At 68.9% G+C, this 22,475-nt stretch carries 28 protein-coding genes; 9 read left to right on the top strand and 19 right to left on the bottom strand.

What is annotated here, in order from left to right:
* Positions 1 to 18: 18 nt before the first annotated feature.
* Genes ABLE38_RS07810 through ABLE38_RS07820 form a run of 3 tightly spaced genes read right to left on the bottom strand, consistent with a single transcriptional unit; the run spans position 19 to position 2,056 of the window.
* A complete protein-coding gene (locus ABLE38_RS07810; RefSeq protein ID WP_348973591.1) occupies positions 19 to 774 on the bottom strand; it encodes a thioredoxin domain-containing protein in 756 nt (251 codons plus the stop codon).
* Positions 775 to 800: 26 nt separating this feature from the next.
* A complete protein-coding gene (locus ABLE38_RS07815; RefSeq protein WP_348973592.1) occupies positions 801 to 1,523 on the bottom strand; it encodes a thioredoxin domain-containing protein in 723 nt (240 codons plus the stop codon).
* Positions 1,523 to 2,056, bottom strand: a complete 534-nt coding sequence (locus tag ABLE38_RS07820) for a DciA family protein (protein ID WP_348973593.1) — start codon at positions 2,054 to 2,056, stop codon at positions 1,523 to 1,525. Before ABLE38_RS07820 ends, ABLE38_RS07815 begins: the two co-directional genes overlap by 1 nt.
* A gap of 28 nt (positions 2,057 to 2,084) precedes the next feature.
* Between ABLE38_RS07820 and ABLE38_RS07825 the strand changes: the two genes are divergently transcribed.
* From ABLE38_RS07825 to nudC, 3 genes are read left to right on the top strand one after another with little or no spacing between them, the layout of a single operon-like run.
* Positions 2,085 to 3,140, top strand: a complete 1,056-nt coding sequence (locus ABLE38_RS07825; RefSeq protein ID WP_348973594.1) for an A/G-specific adenine glycosylase — start codon at positions 2,085 to 2,087, stop codon at positions 3,138 to 3,140.
* A complete protein-coding gene (locus tag ABLE38_RS07830; RefSeq protein ID WP_348973595.1) occupies positions 3,128 to 4,411 on the top strand; it encodes a serine hydrolase domain-containing protein in 1,284 nt (427 codons plus the stop codon). Before ABLE38_RS07825 ends, ABLE38_RS07830 begins: the two co-directional genes overlap by 13 nt.
* Complete coding sequence (nudC, locus tag ABLE38_RS07835; RefSeq protein ID WP_348973596.1) at positions 4,411 to 5,286, top strand: NAD(+) diphosphatase; 876 nt, start codon at positions 4,411 to 4,413, stop codon at positions 5,284 to 5,286. Before ABLE38_RS07830 ends, nudC begins: the two co-directional genes overlap by 1 nt.
* 111 nt (positions 5,287 to 5,397) lie before the next feature.
* Here nudC and ABLE38_RS07840 read toward each other — a convergent pair whose 3' ends face one another.
* The 3 genes from ABLE38_RS07840 to ABLE38_RS07850 form a co-directional block, all read right to left on the bottom strand.
* Positions 5,398 to 5,904, bottom strand: a complete 507-nt coding sequence (locus ABLE38_RS07840) for a hypothetical protein (RefSeq protein ID WP_348973597.1) — start codon at positions 5,902 to 5,904, stop codon at positions 5,398 to 5,400.
* A gap of 14 nt (positions 5,905 to 5,918) precedes the next feature.
* Complete coding sequence (locus tag ABLE38_RS07845) at positions 5,919 to 6,161, bottom strand: helix-turn-helix transcriptional regulator (protein WP_348973598.1); 243 nt, start codon at positions 6,159 to 6,161, stop codon at positions 5,919 to 5,921.
* Positions 6,162 to 6,281: 120 nt separating this feature from the next.
* The gene (locus tag ABLE38_RS07850) at positions 6,282 to 7,172 is read right to left on the bottom strand and encodes a prephenate dehydratase (RefSeq protein ID WP_348973599.1); all 891 of its coding nucleotides are present in this window, start codon (positions 7,170 to 7,172) and stop codon (positions 6,282 to 6,284) included.
* Positions 7,173 to 7,252: 80 nt separating this feature from the next.
* Between ABLE38_RS07850 and ABLE38_RS07855 the strand changes: the two genes are divergently transcribed.
* The 4 genes from ABLE38_RS07855 to ABLE38_RS07870 all read left to right on the top strand — a co-directional run bounded on the left by ABLE38_RS07855 (position 7,253) and on the right by ABLE38_RS07870 (position 10,563).
* Complete coding sequence (locus ABLE38_RS07855) at positions 7,253 to 7,924, top strand: cytochrome c family protein (RefSeq protein WP_348973600.1); 672 nt, start codon at positions 7,253 to 7,255, stop codon at positions 7,922 to 7,924.
* Between the two features lie 60 nt (positions 7,925 to 7,984).
* Entirely contained in the window at positions 7,985 to 8,944 is a 960-nt protein-coding gene (locus ABLE38_RS07860) for a hypothetical protein (protein WP_348973601.1), read from the top strand.
* Between the two features lie 114 nt (positions 8,945 to 9,058).
* Positions 9,059 to 10,150, top strand: a complete 1,092-nt coding sequence (locus ABLE38_RS07865) for an HD-GYP domain-containing protein (RefSeq protein ID WP_348973602.1) — start codon at positions 9,059 to 9,061, stop codon at positions 10,148 to 10,150.
* A gap of 17 nt (positions 10,151 to 10,167) precedes the next feature.
* Positions 10,168 to 10,563, top strand: coding sequence for a DUF4440 domain-containing protein (locus tag ABLE38_RS07870; protein ID WP_348973603.1), 396 nt, complete (start codon positions 10,168 to 10,170; stop codon positions 10,561 to 10,563).
* Here ABLE38_RS07870 and ABLE38_RS07875 read toward each other — a convergent pair.
* The 5 genes from ABLE38_RS07875 to rarD all read right to left on the bottom strand — a co-directional run bounded on the left by ABLE38_RS07875 (position 10,560) and on the right by rarD (position 13,405).
* Positions 10,560 to 11,096 (bottom strand): SRPBCC family protein, encoded by a 537-nt coding sequence (locus ABLE38_RS07875; protein WP_348973604.1) that lies wholly within the window; start codon positions 11,094 to 11,096, stop codon positions 10,560 to 10,562. The two genes, ABLE38_RS07870 and ABLE38_RS07875, sit on opposite strands and share 4 nt — an antisense overlap.
* Positions 11,089 to 11,535: an SRPBCC domain-containing protein gene (locus tag ABLE38_RS07880; RefSeq protein ID WP_348973605.1), complete on the bottom strand. Its 447-nt coding sequence runs from the start codon at positions 11,533 to 11,535 to the stop codon at positions 11,089 to 11,091. The genes ABLE38_RS07875 and ABLE38_RS07880 overlap by 8 nt, the downstream gene beginning before the upstream one ends.
* The gene (locus ABLE38_RS07885) at positions 11,532 to 11,927 is read right to left on the bottom strand and encodes a VOC family protein (RefSeq protein ID WP_348973606.1); all 396 of its coding nucleotides are present in this window, start codon (positions 11,925 to 11,927) and stop codon (positions 11,532 to 11,534) included. Before ABLE38_RS07885 ends, ABLE38_RS07880 begins: the two co-directional genes overlap by 4 nt.
* Positions 11,924 to 12,259, bottom strand: a complete 336-nt coding sequence (locus ABLE38_RS07890) for a metalloregulator ArsR/SmtB family transcription factor (protein WP_348973607.1) — start codon at positions 12,257 to 12,259, stop codon at positions 11,924 to 11,926. Before ABLE38_RS07890 ends, ABLE38_RS07885 begins: the two co-directional genes overlap by 4 nt.
* A 237-nt stretch (positions 12,260 to 12,496) precedes the next feature.
* Positions 12,497 to 13,405 (bottom strand): EamA family transporter RarD, encoded by a 909-nt coding sequence (rarD, locus tag ABLE38_RS07895; RefSeq protein WP_348973608.1) that lies wholly within the window; start codon positions 13,403 to 13,405, stop codon positions 12,497 to 12,499.
* A gap of 115 nt (positions 13,406 to 13,520) precedes the next feature.
* Here rarD and ABLE38_RS07900 point away from each other — a divergent pair, with 115 nt between their 5' ends.
* Positions 13,521 to 14,459 (top strand): hypothetical protein, encoded by a 939-nt coding sequence (locus ABLE38_RS07900; RefSeq protein WP_348973609.1) that lies wholly within the window; start codon positions 13,521 to 13,523, stop codon positions 14,457 to 14,459.
* Between the two features lie 47 nt (positions 14,460 to 14,506).
* Here the strand turns inward: ABLE38_RS07900 and ABLE38_RS07905 are convergent, their stop codons facing one another.
* The 8 genes from ABLE38_RS07905 to ABLE38_RS07940 form a co-directional block, all read right to left on the bottom strand.
* Positions 14,507 to 14,806 (bottom strand): YciI-like protein, encoded by a 300-nt coding sequence (locus ABLE38_RS07905; RefSeq protein WP_348973610.1) that lies wholly within the window; start codon positions 14,804 to 14,806, stop codon positions 14,507 to 14,509.
* Between the two features lies 1 nt (position 14,807).
* On the bottom strand, positions 14,808 to 15,638 hold the full coding sequence (locus ABLE38_RS07910; RefSeq protein ID WP_348973611.1) for a protein phosphatase 2C domain-containing protein: 831 nt from the start codon (positions 15,636 to 15,638) through the stop codon (positions 14,808 to 14,810).
* A 10-nt stretch (positions 15,639 to 15,648) separates the two neighbouring features.
* A complete protein-coding gene (locus ABLE38_RS07915; RefSeq protein ID WP_348973612.1) occupies positions 15,649 to 16,149 on the bottom strand; it encodes a GNAT family N-acetyltransferase in 501 nt (166 codons plus the stop codon).
* Between the two features lie 33 nt (positions 16,150 to 16,182).
* Positions 16,183 to 16,875 (bottom strand): hypothetical protein, encoded by a 693-nt coding sequence (locus ABLE38_RS07920; RefSeq protein ID WP_348973613.1) that lies wholly within the window; start codon positions 16,873 to 16,875, stop codon positions 16,183 to 16,185.
* Positions 16,876 to 16,962: 87 nt separating this feature from the next.
* Positions 16,963 to 18,258: a dihydrolipoamide acetyltransferase family protein gene (locus ABLE38_RS07925; protein WP_348973614.1), complete on the bottom strand. Its 1,296-nt coding sequence runs from the start codon at positions 18,256 to 18,258 to the stop codon at positions 16,963 to 16,965.
* 5 nt (positions 18,259 to 18,263) lie between these two features.
* Positions 18,264 to 19,268, bottom strand: coding sequence for an alpha-ketoacid dehydrogenase subunit beta (locus tag ABLE38_RS07930; RefSeq protein WP_348974465.1), 1,005 nt, complete (start codon positions 19,266 to 19,268; stop codon positions 18,264 to 18,266).
* A gap of 29 nt (positions 19,269 to 19,297) precedes the next feature.
* The gene (locus ABLE38_RS07935; RefSeq protein WP_348973615.1) at positions 19,298 to 20,569 is read right to left on the bottom strand and encodes a 3-methyl-2-oxobutanoate dehydrogenase (2-methylpropanoyl-transferring) subunit alpha; all 1,272 of its coding nucleotides are present in this window, start codon (positions 20,567 to 20,569) and stop codon (positions 19,298 to 19,300) included.
* A gap of 150 nt (positions 20,570 to 20,719) precedes the next feature.
* Complete coding sequence (locus ABLE38_RS07940) at positions 20,720 to 21,418, bottom strand: hypothetical protein (protein ID WP_348973616.1); 699 nt, start codon at positions 21,416 to 21,418, stop codon at positions 20,720 to 20,722.
* A gap of 124 nt (positions 21,419 to 21,542) precedes the next feature.
* Between ABLE38_RS07940 and ABLE38_RS07945 the strand changes: the two genes are divergently transcribed.
* Positions 21,543 to 22,292, top strand: a complete 750-nt coding sequence (locus tag ABLE38_RS07945) for a protein ImuA (protein WP_348973617.1) — start codon at positions 21,543 to 21,545, stop codon at positions 22,290 to 22,292.
* The last annotated feature ends 183 nt before the right edge of the window (positions 22,293 to 22,475 follow it).

The following is a 22,475-nucleotide window of genomic DNA, read 5'->3' on the forward strand; positions in this document are numbered from 1 at the left end:
AGCCCCCCGCGCCCGGCGTCAGCGCGCGCCGGCAGCCTTGAGCAGCGGCTCGAGCTGCTCCCAGGTCCCGGCTTCCGCCTTCTTGCCGTTGATAAAGAAGCTGGGCGTCGAGTTCACGCCATAGACGGTCGCGCCATCCGCGTTGACCTTGGCGATCGCATCGATCTTCGCCTTGTCGCCCAGGCACTGGCGCGCCTTGGCCTCGGGCACGCCGCGCTGCTTCATGAAGTCGATATAGCCGAGCTGCTCGGCAAAGCCGACCGCGGCCTGGGGCGGCGGCAGCTGCTGGAGTTGCTGGGCGAGCTGCGGATTGGTCTTCACCAGCTGCTCGGTGCGCGTCAGGAACTGGTCCTGGTTGGCATAGAACTGGTCGAGCACGCTGAAGAACGCCTCGTCGGGCACGCACTGGTTGAGCAAAGCGGCGGCGAGATCGGGCGCGCCGTGGATCAGGAAGTCGCGGAATTCCCAGCTGACCTTACCCGTCGAGATATAGCCCGCGCGCAGCGGCTCGGGCGCGGTGCGGCCGAACATCCCGCAATAGGGGCAGTTGCGCGAGCCATATTCGACCAGCTTGATCGGCGCGTCGGGGTTGCCCTCCATATAGCCGCCGTCCTTGGTCCTGGTGACCATGTCGGTCCAGGCCTTGCCGGCCGGCGGCGTGGCCGGTGCCACCGGCGTCGCCGAAGTCACGGGCGTCGAGCTGTTGCCCGAGCCGCCGCCACAGCCCGCCAGCGCGAGGAGCGGGATCAGGGCAAGGGCCAATAAGGTACGCATAGCGATGTCTTCTCCAGAAATCGGGGTCAGGCGCCGTTCGCCCAAAGCTCGGGCAGCAATCGATCCCAGCTAGCGGCGCTTACCTTGCGCCCGTTGACGATGAAAGTGGGCGTGCCGTTGACGCCATAGACCTTGGCGGCGTCGGCATTGGTCTTGGCGATGCGGGCGATCAGCGCGGAATCGGCGAGGCACTGGCGCGCCCTCGCCTCGGGCAGGCCCTGCGTCTTCATGAAGGCGATCAGCCCCAGCCCTTCGGCGAACTTCGTCGCCATCTGCGCCGGCGGCAGCTTCTGCCACGCCGCGAGCTGCTGGGACTGGTTGTTGACCAGCGCCTCGATCCGGTCCTCGAACACGCGCTGGTTGGCATAGAGCGCGTCGAGCACCGGGAAGAAGCGTGCCGGCCCGACGCACTGGTTGACCAGCGCCATCGCCAGGTCGGGGGCGCCGTGGACCAGATAGTCGCGATATTCGTAGCTCACCTTGCCGGCGGCGATATAGTCGCGGCGCAGCGGCGCCACGCCCTCGGCGGCGAAGCGCCCGCAGGTCGGGCAGCCGCGCGAGCCATATTCGACGAGCTTCACCGGCGCATCGGGATTGCCCTGGCGAAAGCCGCCCTGCGGCGTGATCGCCACGGTCGCGGCCCAATTGGGCGCCGCCGCCGGCCTGGCCGGGGCCTTCTTCGCCTGCTGCGCCGAAGCACCGGTGACGGCCAGCGCCACCGCGCCGGCAAGTGCGAGAAACAAGCGCATCAGTCGATCCGGCCGATCTTGGGCTTCTCGTCGCTCGCCGCGACGCCGGCGGCGAGCGCTTCGAGCACAGCCTTGAGCTCGGGGTCGGCGATGCCGCGCAGGCTGTCGCCCATCGCTTCGCTGAGCGGCTTCAGGCTGGGCGGGGGCAGCGGCTTTTCCGGCGGCTTCACCTGGCCGTGGCGAATCGCCAGCCTGGCGACCGCGGGATAGCCGAAGAAGCGGTTCACCCGGTCCATGATCTCGGGCGCGACATGCTGCATCGTCGGCGCGAACGCGCCCGAGACGATCAGGCTGAGCACGCCCTGCTCGCGCTTGCCCTGCGGGAACTTGATCGATTCGGGCACCGAGATGCGCGCATAGCGCTCGCCGACGATCTCGGCCCAGCGGCTGACGATCGAATGCTGGACGAAGCCGAACTTGCGGAAGCTCGCCCGCCCGACATCGGGCAGCAGCTCGGAGACCGAACGGGCGCGCAGCGCGCGCTGCGGCGCGGGGGCCGGCTGTCGGGTGGTGGTGCGAGGAGGCTTCGTCATTTCCGCCAACCCATGCCATAGCGAGGGCGTGCCCGACAACGCCCCACGCGCAATCGCCTCCGCGCTTCTCACCTGGTACGACCGGAACGCCCGCGACCTGCCCTGGCGCGCGCGGCCCGGCGCCAATGCGCCCGATCCCTATCGCGTCTGGCTCTCCGAAGTGATGCTCCAGCAGACCCAGGTCGCCAGCGCCGCGCCCTATTTCGCGAAATTCACCGCGCGCTGGCCGAGCGTCGAGGCGCTCGCCGCCGCCGAGGATGCCGACCTGATGGCCGCCTGGGCCGGGCTCGGCTATTATGCCCGCGCCCGCAACCTGCTCGCCTGCGCCCGCGAAGTCGCGCGCCGCGGCGCGTTTCCGGACACGGAGGCCGGCCTGCGCGAGCTGCCCGGCGTCGGCGGCTATACCGCAGCGGCGATCGCCGCGATCGCCTTCGGCCGGCGCGCGGTGGTGGTCGATGCCAATGTCGAGCGCGTCGTCGCGCGGCTGTTCGCGGTCGAAGTGCCGCTGCCCGCCGCCCGGCCGGTCATCTACGCGCATACCGATTCGATCACGCCCGACGCCCGCGCAGGCGATTTCGCCCAGGCGATGATGGATCTCGGCAGCGCGATCTGCACGGCGCGCAATCCGAAGTGTCTGCTGTGTCCGCTCCGCGAGGCATGCGCCGGGTTCGCCGGCGGCACCCCCGATCGCTTCCCGATCAAGGCGGCTAAAACGCCCAAGCCCCAGCGCCACGGCACGATGTTCTGGCTCGAGCGCGATCGCCAGGTGCTGCTCGTCCGCCGCCCGGACAAGGGGCTGCTCGGCGGCATGCGCGCGCTCCCGACCGGTCCCTGGACCGATTCGCCGCCCGGCCTCGCCGATCCGCCCGCCGAGGCCGCGTGGCAGATGCTCGATGAAACCGTTGCGCACGGCTTCACCCATTTCAACCTCGACGTCGCACTTGCGGCTGCAACAATCCCGTCGCATGCAGGCGCCGCCGTCGAAGGCGAATGGTGGCCGATCGCCGATCTCGAATCGGCTGGATTGCCCACCGTCTTCGCCAAGGCGGCGAGGACATTCAGGAGAGTGCTATGCGCGGTCTGATCGGTTTCGGCTTCGGCCTGGTGGCGCTGGCGGCGCCCGCACTTGCACAGACCGCGCCCCAGCCGCCCGCCACACCCAATGTCTCTGCGGAGACTGCGGTCGCGAAGCGCTATGTCGCCGAAGGCAAGGTGCCCGGCATCGTCATCCTCACCGGTCGTCCGGACGGGACGGTCACGATCGTCAGCGAGGGCCGCATCGCCGACGAGGCGACCGCGCATGCCGCCGATGCCGACAGCCTGTGGCGCGTCTATTCGATGACCAAGCCGCTCACCGGCATCGCCGCGATGATCCTGGTCGAGGAAGGCAAGCTCAAGCTCGACCAGCCGATCAGCGACTTCATCCCGGCGTTCAAGAACATGAAGGTGCTGGTCGATCCGTCGAAGGACCTGACCAGCCGCCCCGCCACCCGGCCGATCACGGTGCGCAACCTGCTCACCCACACCGCGGGCCTCGGCTACAACATCATCACCAAGGGTCCGCTGCTCGCCGAATATAACCGGCTCGGCATCAACCCCGCCCAGGTCAATGCCGAGATGGAAGTCCAGATGGCCGCCGCGCGTCCGGACAGCCTCGAGGAATTCGCCAACCGCACCGCGACGCTGCCGCTGATCGCCGATCCGGGCGCCAAGTGGAGCTATTCGATCGGGCTCGATGTGCTCGGCCGGGTGATCGAAGTGGCGAGCGGCGTGAAGTTCGACGAGTTCGTCAACACCCGCATCCTCAAGCCGCTCAAGATGAACGAGAGCTACTGGACGGTGCCGGCCGACAAGGTCGGCAATTTCGCCACCGTCTATGCCTTTGTCGGCACCGCGCGGGTGCCCGCCGATCCGGCGGCCAGCTCGATCTACCTGAAGAAGCCCGAATTCCCCTATGGCGGCGCCGGGCTGGTGATGTCGGCGCACGATTATGACCGGTTCCTCCACATGCTGCTGAACGGCGGCGCGCTGGACGGCGCCCGCATCCTCAAGCCCGAAACGGTGGCGCTCGCCATGTCGAACCTGCTGCCGGCGGGCGCGGATACCTCGATCCTCAACGAGACCGGCAAGGATACCGGCGTCCAGCTCGGCTTCGGCGCGGGCGGCTCGATCTATCTGAACGATGCGCCGAGCGGACCGGGCAAGGGCACCTATGGCTGGGGCGGCGCCGCCGGCACGATCGCCTGGGTCGATCCCGTCCACAAGGTGCGCGCGGTGGCGATGATCAACCTGTTCGGCGATACGCCGCTCAAGCGCGAAGTCTCCAAGGCGGTCTACGCCGATCTCGCCCGGTGATGCTGGCGAACGCGCCGGGCTTCACCGGCAACACGCTCGACCGCGCCGATCGCGTCCGCCACGAGCCGGCGCTGCTCGAAGCGGCGCTGGCGGATGCCGAGGCGCGGCTGCTCGTCCTCGACGGGCTCGATCCGGTGCTCGACGAGGCGGGTCGGCTGACCTGGACGAACCTGTCCGAAGCGTCCGGTGAACTGCTTTTCCTCGGCCATGAAGCGGGCGTTCCGCGCTTCGTGTCGACATTCGCGGACGATGTGTCCGTTCCGACCGGACGTTCGCCGGCGATGTTCGCGCTGCTCGACCGGTTCGCCGCGCCCGACGCCGCCAATTATGCCGCGGCGCGCAGCTTGGTCTTCTGGCATGGCCGCCACCGTTTCTGCGCCAATTGCGGATCGCCGACGCGTATCACCCATGCCGGCTGGGGCCGCCACTGCCCCCATTGCGGCGCCGAGCATTTCCCCCGCGTCGAGCCGGTGGTGATCATGCTCGCCGAGCGCGGCGACCAAGTGCTGCTCGGCCGCCAGCCGAGCTGGCCGCCCGGCCGCTATTCGGCGCTGGCCGGCTTTCTCGAGGTCGGCGAGGCGATCGAGGAAGCAGTGCGCCGCGAGACGTTCGAAGAGGCCGGCATCCGCCTCGGCGCGGTCCGCTATATCGCCAGCCAGCCCTGGCCCTTCCCGTCGTCGCTGATGGTCGCCTGTGTCGGCGAGGCACTGGACGCCGATATTCGCATCGACGCGAACGAGCTCGAGGATGCGCGCTGGTTCACGCGCGACGAGGTGGGGATGGCGCTCGCCCGCGATCCCGCCGCACCCTTTCTCGGCCCGCCCGCTTATGCGATCGCACACACCTTGCTGACCGCATGGTACGAAGGGAACTAGGCGCAAGGCTCTTTTCTTTCATCGTCACCCCGGCCCTGAGCGGGGTCCCGCTGCCCTGCCCGCCCACGACGAAGCGGGATCCCGGCTCAAGGCCGGGATGACGAGATTAGGTCAATCCTCTTCCACCGGCCGGGTCGCCCAGCTCGCCTGCAACGTCGGCACCGCGAGGTAGAGGACGAACAGCAGATAGTCGAAATAGGCGATCTGGGTGATCAGCGCCTCGCGGTTCCAATTGTCGATCAGCGCGAGGCCGAGCAGCAGCCAGATGCCAAGGAACGCCGCGAAGGTGACCGTCGCGAAGCCGCAGAGAAAGGCGCGCTGGCGCAGCTGGCGGTCGAACTCGTCGGCCAGCTTCGCTCCGCCCCAGGGCTTTATCGGCCCGAAGATCGGCAGGAACACCGCGATCGCGAAGCCCACCGAGATCGCGGCATAGCCGAGATAGGCCTTGTCCGGTCGCGCCAGCCCCCAGGCCCAGCCGCCGACCGCGATCGCCAAGGCGAGGATCGGCATCCAGCGCAGGTGCCGGCGCCGCATTTCGTGGCGGGCAAGCGCCGGGATGCCGGTGGTCTCGGCAGCGGCATCGAGCCGAGAGAAGAAGCGCTGATTGAACTTCGACATGGAAAGCTCCGGCGTCATTCGGCGGCGCGGCGCAGTGCTGCCGCGACCGACTCGAAGGGGGTGAAGGAGAAAAGCAGCTCGACCGGCACTGCGAAGACCTGCGCGATCTTCATGCCGAGCTCGAGGCTGGGGCTGTAGTCGCCGCGCTCGAGATAGCCGATCGTCTGCGGGTTCACGCCAACGGCATCGGCCAGCTCGCGTCGGCTCAGGCCGCGCTCGGCACGAAACAGGGCAATTCGGTTGTGGATCTGCTGCATTTCGGCGACTCGGATGACGATATGTTGTCTATACACAACAGATCATCATCTTTGTCAAGCATGCCGCTTCGCCGCGGGGAATCGCCTCTCCGCGTGAACCTGGCTGCTGTCGGGTGTCCGCTAGGCCCGTTCGCGCGCCTGCTGGTAGGTGCCGAGCACGCGCATCCACTTGGTGTGGAACTTGAGCTCCTCGAGCGCCCGCGCCACCGGCGCCTCGTCGGGGCTGCCGACGATGTCCGCATAGAATTCGGTCGCCGCGAAGCTGCCGCCGCGCTGGTAGCTCTCCAGCTTGGTCATGTTTACTCCGTTGGTCGCGAAGCCGCCCAGCGCCTTGTAGAGCGCCGCGGGCACGTTCTTCACCTCGAAGACCAAGGTGGTCATGAACGGCCCGGCACCCGCCTCCGCCAGCGGCTCGCGGGCGAGGATGACGAAGCGGGTCATGTTGTGCTCGGCATCGGCGATGTCGGCGCCCAGTGTCTCGAGCCCGTAGAGCGCCGCGGCGCCCGGCGGGGCCAGCGCGGCGACGGCGGGGTCGCCGTCCTCGGCTACCATTGCGGCGGCGCCGGCGGTATCGGGGTAGGCGAGCGGCGCGATGCCCTGCGCCTTCAGCCAGTGGCGGCACTGGCCGAGCGCCTGGGGGTGGCTCATCGCCTGGCGGACGCCCTCGATCGGACCGAGGCCCATCAGCGCGTAGCGGATCGGCAGGAAATGCTCGCCGATGATCGACAGCCCCGATTCGGGGAGCAGGAAATGGATGTCCGCGACGCGGCCGTGCAGCGAGTTCTCGATCGGGATCATCGCGCAGCCGGCGCGGCCTTCCTTCACCGCGTCGATCGCGTCCTCGAAGGAAAAGCAGGGGAGCGGCAGGCCCTCGGGAAAGGCTTCGCGCACGGCGATATGCGAATTGGCGCCCGGCGCGCCCTGGAAGGCGACGGCGCGAACGGGAGTGCGGACAGCCGCCTCGGTCATCTCGGCGACGAGCTTCCTCGCCGGGCTTGCGAAATTCTCCATAGGGCGCGGGCGCTACCCGCCGCTTGCTTTCGTTGCAATGCCGGCTTTAAAGAAGCGCAATTCTTCCGCAGGGGCATTTCATGGACAATCGCTTCAATACGATCGCGGGCTGGGCACTTGCGGGCGGGATTGCCGCGCTCGGGCTTTCGATTGCGAGCGGAATGTATTTTCACGCCGAGCGCCCCGAGCACATGGGCTATGTGATCGAGGGCGTCGAGGAAGCCGGCGACGCCGGCGCCGCCGTGGTCGAGCCGCTGCCGACCCGCCTCGCCAAGGCCGACCTCGCCAAGGGCGAAGCCTCTTTCAAGAAGTGCATGGCCTGCCACACGATCGCCTCGGGCGGCCCCAACGGCATCGGCCCGAACCTGTTCGCCACGCTCGGCGAAGGCGTTGCCGAGGGCAAGGGCGGCTTCGCCTTCTCCGATGCGCTCAAGGCCATTGGCGGCAAGTGGGACTTCGACAAGATGGACGCGTGGCTGACCAACCCGCGCAAGTTCGCTGCCGGCACCAAGATGACCTTTGCCGGCCTGCCCGACGCGCAGGAGCGCGCCAATGTGATCGCCTATCTCAACAGCCAGGGCTCGAACCTGCCGCTGCCGGCCGCAGCAGCAGCGCCCGCCGCGCCGGCCGAGGGCAACGCCACCGACGACCATGCCGCGGGCGGCAACCTCTCGAACGAGGCCACCCCGGCCGAGGGCATGCCCTCCAAGGATCCCGCCGCCAAGGTGCAGGCTGAGAAGAAGGGCGTCTAGGACGCTGGTCCAGCTATGGAAAAATGAGAGCGCCGTGGTTAATTCCACGGCGCTTTCGTTTTGGCCGCCTGCGAGAGGACGCCGCTGACCACCCTGCCCGCCCCGCATGCCCGCCACCGCTCGGCCCGGCTCGTCGCCCGCCAGGTCTCGGAACTGTTGCTCGGGCGCAGCCGGCGCGGCCTCGCGCTGGTGCCGCAGGAGCGGCTGACCGGGCTGGTGTTCGAAGTCGTGCTGGGCGGCAGCATCGCGCACCACCCCTATCGCGACATCGGTTCGGGACGCTGGATCGGCGTTGAGGATGCCAGCACGCTCGGCCGGCCGGTGAGCGCCACGGCGATCGCGCTCTCGATGCAGCTGCCGCACACCACCGTGCGGCGGCGGGCGGCGGAGCTGGTCGAGAGCGGGCTGCTGGTCCGCGGCAATGGCGGCTTCAGCGTCGCGCCGGCTTTCTTCGCCAGGGGCGTGCTCGCGCGCATGGCGGCGGAGGATGCCGCCGACCTCGCGCGGGCGCTGCACGGGCTCGCTGCGGCGGACTACACGCTGGCCGCCACCGCGCTCGACTCCGGCGTCACGGCGCTGCCGCCCGGCGTCGTCGAACGGCTGCTGCTCGCCTTCAGCCTCCGCGCGCTGGAGACGCTTACCGACCTTTATGGCGACGTGACCGCCGGCACCATCGTCGCGGCGATCACTGCCTCCAATGTCCGCGGCGTCACCGAAAACCCCGAGCTTGCGGCGCGCTATGCCGAGGAGGACATGCCGCCGCCCGACGCGCTGCGCGAGCCCATCTCGCTGCGCGCGCTTTCCCGGGCGATCGACCTGCCCTTCGAGACGGTGCGGCGGCGGGTCAAGACGCTGATGGAGCAAGGTACCGTCATCTCGAAGGGCGACGGCGTGATCGTGCCCGTCCAGCTGCTGTTCGGCGAACGCCATCTCGAGAACAACCGGCGCATCGCCATGCACTTCGAGCAGCTGCTGCAGACGCTGATGGCGCTGACCCAGATCGGCAGCTCCGCCGATTGATCCGATCATTTCCCTTCTGTTACGAATCCCGCGGGGAAGTGGGCCGGGCCGGCCCGGGGAGTTTGCGTGGGGATGCACGGTTTCAGGTTCTGCCCGGGGGGGCGGAACTAGGACATGGAAGGATCGACTCCTTCCGGCCAGGGCGGATTGAACGCCGGCGAGTGGCGCGACCTGGGCAGCGCCGCGCCCGCGGCCAAGCCGAACCCGGCCCCTCCCCGCCGCCTCTCGACCACCCGCCTCCACATCAACGCCCGCCCCGGCAGCCTGGCACAGGAGCGCGACCGCGCCCGCGAGATCGTCGGCCTGGCCAGGGACACGGTGACCGAGACCTTTTCGGACATCCGCTTCGGCCGCAAGCTCCAGGCGGCCAAGCTCGAGCCCATCGTGGCCGCGATCGCCGCATCAGTGAACCGCAGCCCGACCGCGCTGCCCAGCGTCACGCGGATCAAGCTGCACCACGAATATACCTATCTCCACTCGGTCGCGGTGTGCGGACTGATGATCGCGCTCGGCAACGAGCTGCGGCTCAGCCACGAGCTCACCCAGGAGATCGGCCTTGCCGGGCTGCTCCACGACATCGGCAAGGCCCGCATCGATGCCGACCTGCTCGACAAGAACGGCCCGCTCGACCTCGAGGAATATGCGCTGGTCCAGGCGCACACGCTGCGCGGTTATGAACTGCTGCGCGATTCGGGCATCGAATCCGAGATCGCGCTCGACGTGTGCCTCCACCATCACGAGCGGATCGACGGCGGGGGCTACCCCTCCGGCATCTCGCAGGAGACGCTGAGCATCCATGCCCGGATGGGCGCGGTGTGCGACGTCTATGATGCAGTCACCTCCAATCGCCCCTACAAGCCGAGCTGGTCGCCGGGAGCGGCGCTCGACTGGATGATGAGCACCAGCGGCCATTTCGACCCCCGGGTCCTGCGCACCTTCCGCACCCTGCTCGGCGTCTTCCCGGTCGGCTCGCTGGTGCTGCTCGAGAGCCAGCGGCTGGCAGTGGTGCTCGACGAGCCGGCCGAGTCGCCGACCAGCCCCGACGTCTGCGTCTTCCTCGACGCCGCGACCCGGCAGCAGTTGGCGCCGATGCGGGCCAGCACCCGGTCCGATGCGATCCTCGGCCTCGAAGTGGCGGCCAATTGGGGGCTCGCCGATTTCGAGCCGATCCGCGAACGCCTGCTGCTCGAATTCGCCGGCGCCTGACGCTAGAGCGGGGCATCATGGCCTCCCCGCTCAGCCCCGAACTCGCCATCCGCATGCGCCGCGCCGCGTTCAACCGCGCACTCGCCGATGCCGACCTTGCCGCCATCGGACCGATCCTCGCCGCCGACACGGTGCTTGTCGCCGGCACCGACAGCGCGCTGATCACCGGCCGCAAGGCGCAGCTGCTCGCCTGGAAGCGCGAGTTCGCTGCCGTCGAGCGATCGATCTACACCCGCACGCCGGAGACGATCACGCTCTCGCCGATCGCCCCCATCGCCTTCGAGCAGGGCAATTGGCAGGGAGTGTCGGCCAGCGACGGGGCGGTGCAGGCATCGGGGGCCTACACCGCCAAATGGCGCCAGCTCGGCAGCGACTGGGTGATCGAGGCCGAGCTTTACCTGACGCTTGCCTAGAGGCCGACCGCCGCAGCGGCGCGCTTCTCCGCCGCGGCGTGGAGCTCCCAGAAATTGGCGACCGGCTCGCCAGCCAGGCGCCGCTGCAGTACTTCGAGATGCGCCGCCCAGCCGCCGCCGAAATTGCGGGCGTCCTCGGCACCGCGCAGGCGGTTGTGGGTCAGCACCAGGCGGGTGCGCTCGGGCGCGAAGGCGAACAATTCGATCGTCACTTCGCCGGCATCGGCATTGTCCCAGGTAAAGGCGAGGAAGTGCGGCGGCTCGAACCGCGTGATCGTCTCCGACCAGGCCTTGCCGACATTCTTGGCATAGCGCTCCGGATTGGGGACATCGCCGTCCGACAGGCGGGCATGATCGAAGGTGAAGCCCAGCTTGCCGCCGACATGCGGCTCGGTCGGGCCGCCCATCAGCCAGCGGGCGCGCAGCTCGGGATCGATCAGATATTGCCAGACGGTCTCGATCGGCGCGGCGAGGTCGCGCTCGAAGCGCAGCATCTGCGGGGTGATCGTGTCGGCAACCAGGGTATCAGCCATTCTGCTTCTCCGTGATGCGGCCCAGGCTTTCGAGGATCATCGTCCAGCCCTTGCGGGTCTGGTCCTCATACGCGGCCCAGGCGGGGTCCATTTCATGCGTGAGGGTGAGCGTGCAGCCCTGGTGGCTGGGCACGATGGCGATCGAGACGCGAGTCCATTGGCCCTCTTCGGCGGGATCCGCCGCGAACAGGAAGACCAGCCGGTGCGGACGCTCGATCGCTTCGAACTGGATGCGGTGGCGGGCATCGCCCGACGCGCGCCGCTCGACGATCAGGCCGCGCCCGCCGACGCGCGGATCGATCTCGCAGGCCAGCATCTCGCCGTCCGGGGTGGCGAAGAGGAAGCGGGCGGCGTCCCGGGGATCGAGCCAGGCATCGAACACCCGCTCGGCGCTCGCGGCGAATTCGCGGGTGACGGTGAGGACGACCGGCGCGCTCATGCCAGGTTGACCTGCCAGGAGATGCCGAACCGGTCCGACAGCCAGCCGAAACGGCTGCTCCAGCCATAATTGTCGGGCGGCATCAGCACGCTGCCGCCGGCGGACAGCGCATCGAACAGCCGGTCGAATTCCGCCCGGTCCCCGACATCGAGGAAGAAGGACCAGGACGGCGTGAAATCGAAGCCGTGGGTGAGGAAGCTGTCATGCACCATCACCTTCTGGCCGGCGATCACCGCATGGGCGCGCAGGATGCTGCCCTCGGGCCCCGGCCCCGCGGCGCCGAAGCGCTCGACGCTGTCGATGCGGCTGCCGGGCACCGTCTCGACATAGAAATCGAGCGCGGCCTGGGCCTTGCCGTGCTGGAACATCAGGAAGGGGGTGGCGGAGATCATGACCGGGTCGCCTGCTTGTCCGCGGCGATGATCGCCTCGAGCGCGTCGAGCCGGACAGTCCAGAACTTCTCCCACTGCTTCAGCCATTGCTCGGCCTCGGCGAGCGGCGTGGGCTTCAAGGCGCACATATAGCTGCGTCCCACCTTGCGGCGGGCGACCAGGCCCGCGCCCTCGAGCACCTTCACATGCTTGGCCGCGCCGGCAAAGGTCATCGAGAAGGGTTCAGCGAGATCGCCGATGCTTCGCTCCCCCTGTGCCAGATGGGCGAGCATGCCCCGCCGCGTCGGATCGGAGAGGGCGTGGAAGGTGGCGTCGAGTCGATATTCAACCATGTGGTTGAATATTTCACGCGGCCTTTCGATAGTCAACCGATCGGTTGAATAATTTTCGGGAGATTTCTGGGATTCCTCTCCCGGAAATGTTGAATCCCTTGACACGCTACGCGAGCGTGCGAACCACGCATCGCGCGCCGCTTCTGCGGCGGCACGGGCTTCGGGGCGGACGGGCGGGCGATCGGTCATCCACCGACACCAGCATGCGAAATCCTACATTGCCAGCAGAAATCGAACCTATCTGGTTTTCGGAAGCGGCGCCCGGGTGGCGCGCAGACTGTCCCAGGCATAGAGCGCGCAGCCGGCCCAGATCAGCGGGAAGGTGACCAGATGGATCGGGCGCAGCGGCTCGCCCAGCGCCAGCGCGACGAAGAACTGGATCGTCGGCGAGAGATATTGGAGCAGCCCCATCAGCGACAACGGCAGCAGCCGGGCGGCGGCGGCGAACATCAGCAGCGGGGTGGCGGTGATCACGCCGGCAGCCAGCAGCAGCGCGTTCTGCCCGGCGGAGACGCCGAAGCCGCTGGTCCCCTGCGCACCGGTGTAGAGCAGCCAGCCGGCCGCGAGCGGCACGAGCAGGAGCGTCTCCACCGTGAGCCCGCCGAGCGAATCGATCGCCACGATCTTGCGGACGAAGCCGTACAGCCCGAAGCTGAACGCCAGGGTGAGCGAGATCAGGATCGCGCCGCCGCCGCTGACCGCCATCACCAGCACGCCGGCCGCGGCGACGGCGATCGCCACGCCCTGCCAGCGCCGCAGCCGCTCGCCAAGGACGAGCACGCCGAGCGCGACGTTGACCAGCGGATTGATGAAATAGCCCAGGCTCGCCTCGAGCACATGGCCGGTCTCGACCGACCAGATATAGACGAACCAGTTGACCGCGATCAGCGCGGCGCTGGCGCAGAGCAGCAGCAAGGTGCGTCCGCGCGCCGCCTGCCGGATGCCCCGCGCCCGGCCGAGGGCCACGACCACCACGCCGAGGAACAGCACCGACCAGACGATGCGGTGCGACAGGATCTGCAGCGCCGGCACGTTCGCGAGGATGTGGAAATAGACCGGCAGCACGCCCCAGATGCCATAGGCGCCGATGGCGAGCGCGAGGCCCCTTTGCCCGGAGGCCTGGCCGGATGCGGTGGTGCTGGTCATGCCGCACTCCTTGGCCGGCACCGGCGGCACGCGCAAGCAAGCCCGGCTTGCGGCCCGCAAAGCAATTGCACCGAAATGCGACCTCGCTAGGCTGGCCGCGACAAGAGGGGGAATCATGTCCGAGAATTGGGAAGAAGGGCGGCCGTACGGCCATCCGCTGATCGCGACTCTGGCCGGGGGCGCGCTCCTGCTGCTCGCGGCGTTGCTCGGCCCGCGCTTCACCGCGCCGCTGCCGCTGCCGGCGCTGCTGATCGGCGGCGCGGCCGGCGGGCTGGTGCTGTGGGTGATCGGCCTGATCGTGACGACGCGCCATGCCGGGCTGCTGTGGAAGCTGGGCTCGCTGGTGCTGCTGATCGGCGCGGGCCTGGGCGCGGCGCTGATCGCGCATGGCCAGTTCCAGACCAAATCGCGCGCCGATGCGAGCAGCTTTGCCGAGATCGAGCTGGCGCCGGACGGTTCGGTGAAGCTGCCCGCCGGCATCGCCGATCGCGGGCCGGTATCGGCGCTCTATGCCGACGCGGTGCAGGCCGATGCGGCAGAGAGCCGGGCCTTCACCGATGCGCTGGCGAAGTTCGGCGCCGCCTGGCTGAGCAGCCCCTATCTGCTGCAGCAGAACCCGCACCCGATCGAGAATTGCGCCGCGCTCGACGAGGTGCGCGCGCTTGCCGTGGCGCAGAGCGCCAAGCGGCTCGCCCGCCGCGCCGCGATGGCGCAGGCGATCGGCAGCGCGAGCCTGCCCCGCACGGCCAAGCAGGGCATCCTCCAGATCGTCGGCGACGCCAAGGCCGATCCGCTGCTCGCCAGCCAGCAGGGCATGCTCGACCTGACGAGCGGGCTGTGCACGCTGCTCGCGCGCAAGACCTGGACCAACGACAACGCCTATTTCGGCTTCCGCAGCGGGGCGGACATGGCGGCGTTCCGGGCGATCCAGGCGAAGCGCGGGGCGCAGGCAAAGGATGCCGACGCGCTGGACCAGGCGACGCGGGCGCGCATCCTGGCCGGCCGCGAGCAGGTGCGCGATACGCTTAGCCGGTCGATCTACACGAAGGAATGACGGCGTTCCCCTCCCTTCTAGGGAGGGGGGTTAGAGAGTCCCAAGTCTTAGGCGGCAGGCCTCACCGGGTTCGCCGCCTGGTCGCCGACCACGGTGTTCCAGGGCAGCACCTCCCAGTGCGTGACCAGGCCATTGGCGACATAGGGATCGCTCGCCGCGAAGGCGCGCGCGGCGGCTTCGCTGGCGAAGAGCAGCAGCGCGCTTTCCGGCGGATCGCCGACCGCGCCGCCGAGCAGCAGCGCGCCGGTCTCGACACTCGCCCAGGCCAGGCGGAGATGCGCGTCGCGGAAGGCGGCGCGGCGCGCGAGATAGTCGGGCGCGGTGGTGTAGCGCAGCAGCCAGTGCATCTCAGCCTCCGATGCGCAGCCACAGCGCGGTGGCGTCGTCCGATATCTTGAAGCGCGGGAAGCGCGTGCAGGCGGCGTCCGCCTGCTCGATCGCGCGCAGCTCCTCGGCGACAGCGGCGAGGCCGCGGGCGCGGATCGCCGCGACCAGGCCGGCGTCGTCATAGGCGGCATAGCTGTCGATCAGCGCGGCATAGCCGTCGCTCATCAGCAGGATCTCGTCGCCGGATGATACCGGGATGCGGGCGCTGTCGACCTGCGCCATGTGATCGGGATCGACGCTCAATACGCGCATGCCCGGGCGGCCGCGGGTGGATTTGAGGTTGGCGAGGATCGGCTCGGAGCGCTTGGGGCTGCCCAGGCCATGCTCGGCAAGGCTGGCGGCACGCTCGGCCTCCGAATTGCGGATCTCCTTTTCCGGACCGAGGCGGGTGACGGCGCCGGCGCCGGCGGGCCAGTGGAAGCCGACGCAATCGCCGAGCCAGCCGATCTCCAGTTCGTCGGCGCCCAGGCGCACGGCGAGCGCCGAAGCGAGCGGATATTCCCAGCGGTCCTCGGGATCGCGGGTGCGCTCGCTTGCCCAGGCCGCGAGGATGCGCGCGGCGACTTCGCCGTAGATCGCCGCGATCGAGCCGGCGGTGGATGCGGTGAAGCCGGCCTGCGCCACGCTCGCCAGCCACGCCGCGCCGCCCTGCGCGCCAACCAGCCCGGGCGGGCCGAGATCGGTGGCGCCGTCGATCACCCAGGCGTGGTGGCGGGCGGATCCGGTGCGGTCGTCATTGGGCGTGGAGAGCGCGCCGGCGAGGCTGAGCGACTGGAGGAGATCGAAGTGCATGGCCGCGAGCCTAGCCCGGATTCGTGACGCTCCGCACCATGTAACGCGCTTGTGGGCCATAACTGGAAAGCTTGGCCCTGAGGGCAGGATTTTCATGGGGCTCGAAGCCCTGGGCCTGCCAGAACGCCGCGGACTCATTGACCGAGACGAGCGCTACGGCCGCGTCGACCTGCGCGAAGAGCCGGGCGAGACCGGCGCGGGCATGGCCATCGCCGCGCGCCTCGGGGAGCAGCGCGAGATCATGGAGGTACCAGCTGTCGCGCGCGTCCGGCAGGGCGCCGAGCAGCGTGTCGAGCGGGGGGATCGCCTCGAGCGGCCAGGGATAGGCGATGAGGTAGCCGGCGATCGTTGCGCCGTCCGCGAGGACGAAGCAGGTCTCCGGGGCGAGCACGAGCCGCTCGGCGAAGCAGGCACGCCCCTCGGGATGCTCCGGAAAGGCGATGGCGGCGACCGCGACGACGCCGTCGAGATCGTCCGCCGTCATCGCGCGCCAGTGCAGGGGACGGTGCATCGGCGCCGTCTAGCGGCAAAGGCCACGCCCTGGCTAGTCGGGCTTCGCCTCTGCTGCCGGCTGCGGGACGGGTTCAGGTTCAGGCGCAGGCACAGGCGGTGGCGGTGGCGGTGCAGGTTCGGTCAGAGGCGCTTCGGGTGGCGTGGCTCCGGCGGAGGCTTGCTGCGGGGCCGGGCCGGTGCTGCGCGGATAGAAGACGAAGCGGATGGCATAGACGACAAGCGCCACGACCATCGCCGTGAAGGCCAGCCACTCGGGCAGCCAGCCCAGGCCGGCCAGCGCGGTGGCCGCTGCGACGCCGCCCGACAGCGCAGTGAGCGCCCAATAGCGGCGCGCCTGCACCCCCCACAGCTTGCCGCGCTCGAAGAAGAAGCGATAGACCGGCGGGATCAGCAAGGTCAGCGCGATCGCACAATGCGGCTCCAGCTTCACGAAGCTGAGCAGCTTGATCTCGCCGGGATAGAGCAGGTGGAACGTCGCTGCCATGGCGAAGAGCTCGACGAAATCGCGCGCGAAGCCGGATAGCGGATAGGTCTCGCCCGGCTCCATCATGCCCTCGAGGAACTGGGCGGAGAAATAGAAGATCAGGGGCAGCTGCCATGGCAGCGCCGTGATCTCCGCGGCCGGATTGGCGGTGAGGCCGATATAGGCAAAGGTGCCGAGCGCCGCCGGATACCAGAGCGCATAGATATATTGCTTGCGCCGCTCGCCCAGCGTCTCGGCCATCCGCAGCTTCCCCCTGCGGACCAGGATATCGCCGGGAGCGCTCGTTCCGAAGCCCTATTGGCTCCGGAACGGCACGATCCGGTCCGCTCAGTCGGCGAACAGCAGCACGGGGGTCTCGAGCAGCTTGCGCACCGCCTGGACGAAGCTCGCCGCATCCCAGCCGTCGACGACGCGGTGGTCGCAGCTGATCGAGAGGTTCATCAGCTTGGCGCGGACGATCTCGTCGCCGTGGAAGACCGGGCGCTCGACGATCTTGTTCGGGCCGATGATCGCGACTTCGGGGCGGTTGATCACCGGGGTGGTGGCGATGCCGCCCAAGGGGCCGAGCGAAGTGACGGTGAGGGTGGAGCCGCTCAGCTCCTCGCTCTTCGCCTTGCCGGTGCGCGCAGCCTCGGCGAGGCGGCTGATCTCGGCCGCGAGCTGCCAGACATTCTTGTCCTGCGCGTCGCGGATCACCGGGACCATGAGGCCCGCGTCCGTCTGCGCCGCCATGCCGAGATGGACGCGGCCGTGGCGGGTGACCACGCCGGCCTCGTCGTCATAGCGCGCGTTGATCATCGGGAAATCGGGCAGCGCCCGGCAGATCGCGACGATCAGGAAGGGGAGCATGGTCAGCTTGGGGCGCTGGCCGCGATTGTCGTTGAGGTCGCCGCGCATCGCCTCGAGCGCGGTGACGTCGATCTCATCGACATAGGTGAAGTGCGGGATTTGGCGCTTGGAGGCGGCCATGTTCTCGGCAATGCGGCGGCGCATGCCGATGACCTTGATCGGCTGGTCCTCGCGGGCGCGGCTGGCGTGCGGCGCGTGATAGCCCTGCGCGCTGCCATAGCGGAGATACGCGTCGAGATCGGCGTGGCGGATATGGTTGCCGTCGGCCTTCACCACGGCGAGGTCGATGCCGAGATCGCGGGCGCGGGCGCGGACCGCGGGGGAGGCGAGGACCTGACGGTGGGCGACGGGCTCGGCCACCTCTTCCGTTCGGCTCGAGCTTGTCGAAGGCCGGCTCTCCACGGGCGTTTCGCTCGCGGCCTGGGGCGCTTCGACAGGCTCAGCGCGAACGGTTTCCTGGGGCTCCGCTGCTTCTTCGACACCCGGCGTCTCCGCCTCGACCTGCTCTTCCACCGGCGTCTCGGCGACGTCGCCCTCGACTTCGATCACCATCAGCCCCGAGCCGATCGCGACCATCTCGCCGACTTCGCCGGCAAGCTCGACGACGACGCCCGAGACCGGCGATTCCATCTCGACGGTGGCCTTGTCGGTCATCATGTCGGCGACCTGCTGGTCCTCCGACACCGTGTCGCCGACCTTGACGTGCCAGGCGACGATCTCGGCCTCGGCAATGCCTTCGCCGATGTCCGGCAGGCGGAAAGTGAAGCGTGCCATGCGGATCAGTCCTTCAGGATTTTCTTGAGCGCCGTGCCGATGCGCACCGGGCCGGGGAAATAGGCCCATTCCAGGCTATGCGGATAGGGCGTGTCGAAGCCGGTGACGCGCTCGATCGGCGCCTCGAGGTGATAGAAGCAGCGCTCCTGGACGAGCGCCGAAAGCTCGGCGCCGAAGCCCGAGGTGCGCGTCGCCTCGTGGACGATCATGCAGCGGCCGGTCTTCTTCACCGACGCCTCGATCGTCTCGATGTCGAGCGGGACGAGCGTGCGCAGGTCGACGATCTCGGCATCGACGCCCATCTCCTCGACCGTGTTGGCGACGACGTGGACCATCGTGCCGTAGCAGAGGATCGTCACCGCCTCGCCCGGGCGGACGACAGCGGCCTTGCCGAGCTCGACCCGGTAATGGCCGCCGGGCACCAGCGCGCCGGGATGATCGGCCCAGGTCTTGGCCGGGCGGTCGTAATGGCCGTGGAACGGGCCGTTGTAGATGCGCTTGGGCTCGAGGAAGAGGACGGGGTCATTGTCCTCGATCGCGGCGATCAGCAGGCCCTTGGCGTCGTAGGGCGTCGAGGCGATCACCGTCTTCATGCCCGAGACATGGGTGAAGATGCCCTCGGGCGACTGCGAATGCGTCTGGCCGCCGAAGATGCCGCCGCCATAGGGCGAGCGGATCGTGATCGGCGCGATGAAGTCCGCCGCCGAGCGATAGCGCAGCCGCGCCGCTTCGGAGACGAGCTGGTCGAGCGCCGGGTAGATATAATCGGCGAACTGGATCTCGGGGACCGGGCGCAGGCCATAGGCGCCCATGCCGATCGCCACGCCCATGATGCCGATCTCGGTGATCGGCGTGTCGAAGGCGCGGGTCTTGCCGTACTTGGCCTGGAGCCCGGCGGTGGCGCGGAAGACGCCGCCGAAATAGCCGACATCCTCGCCCATCACGATCACGTTCGGATCGCGTTCCATCATCACGTCCATGGCCGAGTTGATCGCCTGGATCATGTTCATCTGGATCATGTCGCTCATGATTTCAGCGTTCACAGCCCGGCCGCCTTCTGCTCGTCGAGCATCTGCTGCTGCTGTTCCTTCAGATGCCAGGGGATCTCTTCAAACACGCCCTCGAACATCGATTCGAAGGGCTGGTGCATGCCGTGGCCGAGGATGCCGTTCTTCTCGGCCTCCTTCTGCGCGCGCTTGACCAGCTCGGCGAGCTCGAGGTCCTGCGCGGCGTGGCGCTCCTCGTCCCATTCGCCCAGCGCGATGAGGTGTTCCTTTAGCCGGCGGATCGGATCGCCGAGCGGCCAGGCATTGGGCTCGCCGGCCGAGCGATAGGCGGTGGGATCGTCCGAGGTGGAGTGGCCCTCGGCGCGGTAGGTGAAATGCTCGATCAGCGTCGGGCCCTGGTTGGTCCGCGCGCGCTCGGCGGCCCATTGTGTGGCGGCGTACACGGCGAGCGCGTCGTTGCCGTCGATGCGCAGGCCGGCGATGCCATAGCCGATCGCGCGCGCCGCAAAGGTGGTCGCCTCGGCACCCGCGAAACCCGAGAAGCTCGAGATCGCCCATTGGTTGTTGACGACGTTGAAGATCACCGGCGCCTTGTAGACGGTCGCGAAGGTCAGCGCCGAGTGGAAGTCGCCCTCCGCCGTCGACCCTTCGCCGCACCAGGTGGCGGCGATGCGCGTGTCGCCCTTGGCCGCGCTCGCCATCGCCCAGCCGACCGCCTGGGGATATTGCGTCGCGAGATTGCCCGAGATCGAGAAGAAGCCGAACTCCTTGGACGAATACATGATCGGCAGCTGCCGGCCCTGCAGCGGATCGCCCTTGTTCGAATAGATCTGGTTCATCATCGTCACGATCGGATAGCCGCGCGTGATCAGGATTCCCTGCTGGCGATAGGAGGGGAAGCACATGTCGTCGCCGGCGAGCGCCATCGCGGCGCCGATCGACACGGCCTCCTCGCCGGTGGACTTCATGTAGAAGCTGGTCTTGCCCTGGCGCTGGGCGCGGAACATGCGCTCGTCGAACGCGCGGGTGAGCGCCATCGAGCGGAGCATGCGGCGCTTGGCGTCGGCGTCGAGGCGGGGGTCCCAGGGGCCGACGGCATTGCCCTCGTCATCGAGCACGCGGACCAGGCCATAGGCCAGCTCATGGAAGCTGGCGGCGGCATCGGCGGTGTCGGGGCGGCGAGTGGCGCCAGCGGCCGGCACCACGATGTCGCTGAAGTCCGCCTCGTCGCCCGGGCGGAATCGCGGCTCGGGCACGTGCAGCGCAAGCGGGGGCAGGTTGGCGCGGTCGCGCTCGCTGGACATGGGCTCTCCGGACATAGGTTCCCGTTACCAAACGCTCGGGAATCACGTTTCGCGCCATTGTTATAAAATTTCAAAGCCCCGCGCAAGAAGGTCAGGGGTGCTGACCTGAAATGCCGCCCGAAAGGATGGGAATTCGCGACGGCCCGAGGCTCAGGGCATGGGATCGCCGCGCCGATCGTCGGGCACCACGCCCGCCGCGTTGAGCACCGCCGCAGCCAGCGCGCGCGTCGGCGCGTCGAGCGTGCATTCGTGGCGGGTGACGACGTGATCGCCGGAAGCGGTGCGCAACTCGAAGAGCAGCTGGGTGCCATCCATGCACATCACCATGTCCTGGCGGCGCGGCGCCCCCGCGAACTCGCGGCCGTCCTTGTTGTCGGGCAGCCGCTCGGCGAAGCGGGCCGCGGCGAGCGCATCGCTGACGCGCGCGAACCGGTCGGCCGCCAGGGCGCTGGTCCGCCGTTCGTCGATCGGGCCGCCGCCATAGCCACCGCGCCCCTTGGTGCGCGTGTAGCGCAGCTCCAGCCGGCCATCGGCGCGCTGGTCGATCCCGATCACATAGGGCTGGTTGAAGGTCGGCAGCACCAGCATCCGCAACCGGCTGCGATAGCCGTCCAGCGCTTGCGGTGCCCACAGCATCGGCTCCTCCATCGAGGCGAGGTGCATGCCGACCCAGCTTTCGAGAAAGCCGTCCTTGTTGGGCGCGAAGTCGGGTGGGAGATACTGGGTCCTGGCTGCAGGTGCCTCCTGCGCCTGGGCGGCACCGGGCGCGAGGAGCAGCAGCGCGACGGCGAGCGCGGCCCGCATGCGACCGGGGCCGGAACGCGCAGCGCGGCTGGGGTTGCGGATCATGGTCCCGACGCTCCTTGAATTCGGTGGTTGCGACGAGCTTAGGGGCGCCGGGCGGAATCGCAATTGACTCTGCGTCGATATGGAACAAAATGGGAACATATCTGTCCCCCGAGTCGTGAGCAGCATGGCCGATCCTGCCGTCCTGAAGCAATTGCGCGAGACGCTGAGCGGTCTCGAAACCGGTGGTTTCCGCCGCCGACCGGCATTGCCCTTCGGGATCGAGGCGGTCGATTCGCGGCTGGCCGATGGCGGCTTGCGCCTCGACGCGCTGCACGAGGTTGCGGCCGGCACCAGCGACATGGCGGACGATTGCGCGGCGACGCTGTTCCTCGCCGGAATCGCGGCGCGCGCCTGGGGCCCGGTGCTGTGGGTGATACGGCGCCGCGACCTGTTCGCGCCCGGGCTCGCCCAGTCGGGGCTCGATCCCAAGCGGCTGATCTATGCCGAGGCGAAGGACGATGCCGAGCTGCTGGCGATCATGGAGGAAGGGCTGCGCCATCGCGGGCTCGGCGCGGTGATCGGCGAGGCCAAGCGCGCGGACATGACCGCGACTCGGCGGCTGCAGCTGGCGGCCGAGGGCGGACGGACGATCGCGCTGCTGCTGAAGCGCGCGGCACGCGAGGGCAGCGATCCGATCGCCATGCCCTCGGCGGCGGTGACGCGCTGGCGCGTGACGTGTGCGCCCTCGACGCCGCTGCCAGTGGCGGGCGTCGGCCGCCCGCGCTGGAAGCTGGCATGCGCGCGGCAAAAGGGGGGCGAAGGTTTCGAGATGATCGTGGAGGCATGCGATGCAACGGGTCGCTGCGCTCTTCCTCCCGTCATGGCCCATCGAAAGGCTGTGGCGGGCGGAAGCGCGCCCCGGCGCGCGGCCTGAGCCGCACGCGCCTTCCTTCCCCCTGGCCGCGCTCGACCCGCTGCGCGATGCGGCGGCGCAGGAGCAGGAACATGCCTGCTCGGTCCCGCGCGGCGGCGGCTGGCGCCCCGGCGCACGCTGGGCGCGCGAGGACGAACTCGGCAAGGTCGCGCTGCCGCCGGTGACGCGGGCGAAGGCGAAGCA

Source organism: Sphingomonas sp. KR3-1 (genome assembly GCF_040049295.1).
Lineage (GTDB): Bacteria > Pseudomonadota > Alphaproteobacteria > Sphingomonadales > Sphingomonadaceae > Sphingomonas.

Coding starts and splice junctions, on each gene's coding strand:
- ABLE38_RS07810 (WP_348973591.1), bottom strand. CDS start 774: ATGCGTACCTTATTGGCCCTTGCCCTGATCCCGCTCCTCGCGCTGGCG.
- ABLE38_RS07815 (WP_348973592.1), bottom strand. CDS start 1,523: ATGCGCTTGTTTCTCGCACTTGCCGGCGCGGTGGCGCTGGCCGTCACC.
- ABLE38_RS07820 (WP_348973593.1), bottom strand. CDS start 2,056: ATGACGAAGCCTCCTCGCACCACCACCCGACAGCCGGCCCCCGCGCCG.
- ABLE38_RS07830 (WP_348973595.1), top strand. CDS start 3,128: ATGCGCGGTCTGATCGGTTTCGGCTTCGGCCTGGTGGCGCTGGCGGCG.
- nudC (WP_348973596.1), top strand. CDS start 4,411: ATGCTGGCGAACGCGCCGGGCTTCACCGGCAACACGCTCGACCGCGCC.
- ABLE38_RS07840 (WP_348973597.1), bottom strand. CDS start 5,904: ATGTCGAAGTTCAATCAGCGCTTCTTCTCTCGGCTCGATGCCGCTGCC.
- ABLE38_RS07845 (WP_348973598.1), bottom strand. CDS start 6,161: ATGCAGCAGATCCACAACCGAATTGCCCTGTTTCGTGCCGAGCGCGGC.
- ABLE38_RS07850 (WP_348973599.1), bottom strand. CDS start 7,172: ATGGAGAATTTCGCAAGCCCGGCGAGGAAGCTCGTCGCCGAGATGACC.
- ABLE38_RS07855 (WP_348973600.1), top strand. CDS start 7,253: ATGGACAATCGCTTCAATACGATCGCGGGCTGGGCACTTGCGGGCGGG.
- ABLE38_RS07865 (WP_348973602.1), top strand. CDS start 9,059: ATGGAAGGATCGACTCCTTCCGGCCAGGGCGGATTGAACGCCGGCGAG.
- ABLE38_RS07870 (WP_348973603.1), top strand. CDS start 10,168: ATGGCCTCCCCGCTCAGCCCCGAACTCGCCATCCGCATGCGCCGCGCC.
- ABLE38_RS07875 (WP_348973604.1), bottom strand. CDS start 11,096: ATGGCTGATACCCTGGTTGCCGACACGATCACCCCGCAGATGCTGCGC.
- ABLE38_RS07880 (WP_348973605.1), bottom strand. CDS start 11,535: ATGAGCGCGCCGGTCGTCCTCACCGTCACCCGCGAATTCGCCGCGAGC.
- ABLE38_RS07885 (WP_348973606.1), bottom strand. CDS start 11,927: ATGATCTCCGCCACCCCCTTCCTGATGTTCCAGCACGGCAAGGCCCAG.
- ABLE38_RS07890 (WP_348973607.1), bottom strand. CDS start 12,259: ATGGTTGAATATCGACTCGACGCCACCTTCCACGCCCTCTCCGATCCG.
- rarD (WP_348973608.1), bottom strand. CDS start 13,405: ATGACCAGCACCACCGCATCCGGCCAGGCCTCCGGGCAAAGGGGCCTC.
- ABLE38_RS07900 (WP_348973609.1), top strand. CDS start 13,521: ATGTCCGAGAATTGGGAAGAAGGGCGGCCGTACGGCCATCCGCTGATC.
- ABLE38_RS07905 (WP_348973610.1), bottom strand. CDS start 14,806: ATGCACTGGCTGCTGCGCTACACCACCGCGCCCGACTATCTCGCGCGC.
- ABLE38_RS07910 (WP_348973611.1), bottom strand. CDS start 15,638: ATGCACTTCGATCTCCTCCAGTCGCTCAGCCTCGCCGGCGCGCTCTCC.
- ABLE38_RS07915 (WP_348973612.1), bottom strand. CDS start 16,149: ATGCACCGTCCCCTGCACTGGCGCGCGATGACGGCGGACGATCTCGAC.
- ABLE38_RS07920 (WP_348973613.1), bottom strand. CDS start 16,875: ATGGCCGAGACGCTGGGCGAGCGGCGCAAGCAATATATCTATGCGCTC.
- ABLE38_RS07925 (WP_348973614.1), bottom strand. CDS start 18,258: ATGGCACGCTTCACTTTCCGCCTGCCGGACATCGGCGAAGGCATTGCC.
- ABLE38_RS07930 (WP_348974465.1), bottom strand. CDS start 19,268: ATGAACATGATCCAGGCGATCAACTCGGCCATGGACGTGATGATGGAA.
- ABLE38_RS07935 (WP_348973615.1), bottom strand. CDS start 20,569: ATGTCCAGCGAGCGCGACCGCGCCAACCTGCCCCCGCTTGCGCTGCAC.
- ABLE38_RS07940 (WP_348973616.1), bottom strand. CDS start 21,418: ATGATCCGCAACCCCAGCCGCGCTGCGCGTTCCGGCCCCGGTCGCATG.
- ABLE38_RS07945 (WP_348973617.1), top strand. CDS start 21,543: ATGGCCGATCCTGCCGTCCTGAAGCAATTGCGCGAGACGCTGAGCGGT.